The following is a 2351-nucleotide window of genomic DNA, read 5'->3' as shown; positions in this document are numbered from 1 at the left end:
AAGGAGGGCGGCCACCAAACACATTGCACAAGGTCGCCCCATGCCCGACGAATTCTCGCGCATCATCGCCTTCCTTGCCGTGGTCATGGCCCTTTTGTTTGCCGGGCTGCATTTCCACCAGGGCCACATCATCGCCACGCTCTATTTCATGACCGGCGCCGTCCTGGTGACGGCCGTGACGCGCATGAATGTGCGACGGGGGCTGATTTGAGCGTTCTTGATCCCGCTGCTGTTGGGTAAATACGCTCAGCCCGCCTTGTCGCCCGCAGGTATTGCGGAAACGTCCATCCACATCGAGCCCACGGCATGACCATCGGGGTCAGCAAGGTCTCGAGTGTACATGAACCCATGATCTTCAACTGGATTGATGTCGGCGGTCCCGCCGTTCGCAGCCGCTGCGGCGGCCATCGCATCGACCGCGTCGCGGCTATCCAGGGACAGTGCCAACATTACCTCACTGGATGTTGATGGCGGTATAGGGCGGGTGGTCATAGTCTGCCATTTTTCCTGGCTGAGCAGCATGAAGTTGATGTCGTCACTCCACACCATCCAGGCGGATGTCTCATCGGGAAACCTAGGATTTTTCTTGAAGCCGAGGGATTCGTAGAAGGCCATGGATGCCTTCACGTCGGTAACTGGCAGGCTCACAAAAATTTTCTTGCCCATCGGTCATTCCTTCCTTGTCGACATGCCAGCCCAGCGAGTGGCGCTGCTTGAAGACGGTTGACCGCCCGCAGAACCGACACGGCGTCTCTACTTTTTATAGATTGCCAACGCCCCGTGCGTCGCGCTCACGGCCGCCGCCCAAAAGGATGCGGGGGAAACCTGGGAACGCCGGCGTTCATCCGGTCCAGCCAGGCCGGGCCGCAAAATCGCTACGCGACAGTTACGCACCAATGGCAGTGTTCAAGGATTTCTTTGGAAGCTGAATCATCTAACCATTTTGGGAGGTTAGATGGTGGGCGATGCAGGGATTGAACCTGCGACCCCACCCGTGTGAAGGGTGTGCTCTCCCGCTGAGCTAATCGCCCGCCTGTGGCCCGAAGGCCGAAGCGAGCCGCGATATAAGGGAGGCCGGTGAGCGAAGTCAAGGCGATGTGCCGACGATCTTGGGATTGTATTTTCGGGGCCGGGAGGCCGCTCAGCGCGCCGCAGCGATCAGCCGCTCGGCCAGTTGGGGCGTCAGCGTGTCGAAATGCGAGATCACCAGCGTGGGCTCGAATTCACGCACGTGGCGGTCGGTGTAGCCGAAATCGACCGCGACCACCGGAATGCCGGCCGCCTTGGCGGTGTCGATGTCGGTCTGCGAATCGCCGACCATCACGGCGTTGTGCGGATCGCCGCCGGCCAGCCGGATCGTCTCGGTGAGATGGCGCGGGTCGGGCTTGCGGAAGGCGAACGTGTCCTGGCCGCAGATCGCGGCAAAATAGTTCGACAGGCCCAGCGCGCCGATCAGCGCCACGGAATTCGCCTCGTACTTGTTGGTGCAGACCGCCATCAGATAGCCGGCTGCCTGGAAACGATCGAGCGCGGCGATGACACCGGGGTAGGGACGGGATTTGCCGGGAATGTTCAGCGTGTAGTGGTCGAGGAACAGTTGCAGCAGCCGGTCGTGCTCTTCGGCCACCAGCGCCTTGTTCTGCGCGGCATGCGCGCGTTCGATCATGACGCGGCCGCCATGGCCGACGAAGCGCCGGAAGCCGGTTTCGTCGACGGCGGCGAGATCGCTTGCCGCAAGGCTGTGGTTGAGGCTGTCGAGCAGGTCCGGTGCCGTGTCGACCAGCGTTCCGTCGAGATCGAACACGATGATCGGGCGAGTCATGGGCTGGTCCTGCGACAATTGCGTTGCCGCAGCCGATACAGGCTGGGCCCGGTTCAAGCAAGAAGCCTCGATCGGTCCACAGCGCGGCCCTTTGACGGCCTTTGACGGGGAAGGCAAAAATGCTAGGAGGCGCGCGAAACCGTAGAAATCGGGGCCTCCCATGGATGCAAGGCAATTGAAGGTCGAAGCCGCGCGGGCAGCGCTCGCCCATGTCGGCAGCGGCATGCGGCTCGGCATCGGCACCGGCACCACGGCGGAAGAATTCGTGCGGCTGCTGGCCGAGAAGGTCGCGACCGGGCTCAAGGTCATCGGCGTGCCGACTTCCGAGCGCACCGCGGCGCTCTGCCGCGAGCTCGGCGTGCCGCTGTCGACGCTGGAAGAGACGCCCGAGCTCGACCTCACGGTCGACGGCGCCGACGAGGTCGATCCGGACCTGACCCTGATCAAGGGCGGCGGCGGCGCCAATCGCGATCTCGGTGGCGCGCAGGCCGAATTTGTTGACCTCGATCGGCAGCGGGAAGCGGCCGAG

4 protein-coding genes and 1 tRNA gene are annotated in these 2351 nt (G+C 62.9%); 2 read left to right on the top strand and 3 right to left on the bottom strand.

From position 1 onward, the window contains the following. A partial coding sequence (locus FJ471_RS35040; protein WP_210242077.1) for a hypothetical protein occupies nucleotides 1-211 on the top strand: 211 nt, incomplete at its 5' end. Nucleotides 212-246: 35 nt separating this feature from the next. On the opposite strand, the gene FJ471_RS34460 is transcribed toward FJ471_RS35040, so the two are convergent. The 3 genes from FJ471_RS34460 to FJ471_RS34450 form a co-directional block, all read right to left on the bottom strand. Then, nucleotides 247-666, bottom strand: a complete 420-nt coding sequence (locus FJ471_RS34460; protein ID WP_140811453.1) for a VOC family protein — start codon at nucleotides 664-666, stop codon at nucleotides 247-249. Nucleotides 667-956: 290 nt separating this feature from the next. Beyond that, a tRNA-Val gene (locus FJ471_RS34455) sits at nucleotides 957-1031 on the bottom strand. A 110-nt stretch (nucleotides 1032-1141) separates the two neighbouring features. Then, complete coding sequence (locus FJ471_RS34450) at nucleotides 1142-1822, bottom strand: phosphoglycolate phosphatase (protein WP_140811447.1); 681 nt, start codon at nucleotides 1820-1822, stop codon at nucleotides 1142-1144. A 160-nt stretch (nucleotides 1823-1982) separates the two neighbouring features. Between FJ471_RS34450 and FJ471_RS34445 the strand changes: the two genes are divergently transcribed. Further along, the coding region (locus tag FJ471_RS34445) for a ribose-5-phosphate isomerase A (protein ID WP_246684925.1) at nucleotides 1983-2351 on the top strand (369 nt) is incomplete at its 3' end.

The organism is Mesorhizobium sp. B2-7-1, from assembly GCF_006440735.1.
GTDB lineage: Bacteria > Pseudomonadota > Alphaproteobacteria > Rhizobiales > Rhizobiaceae > Mesorhizobium.
Note: the sequence above shows the minus strand (reverse complement) of the source record. Positions and strands in the feature narration are given on the sequence as shown.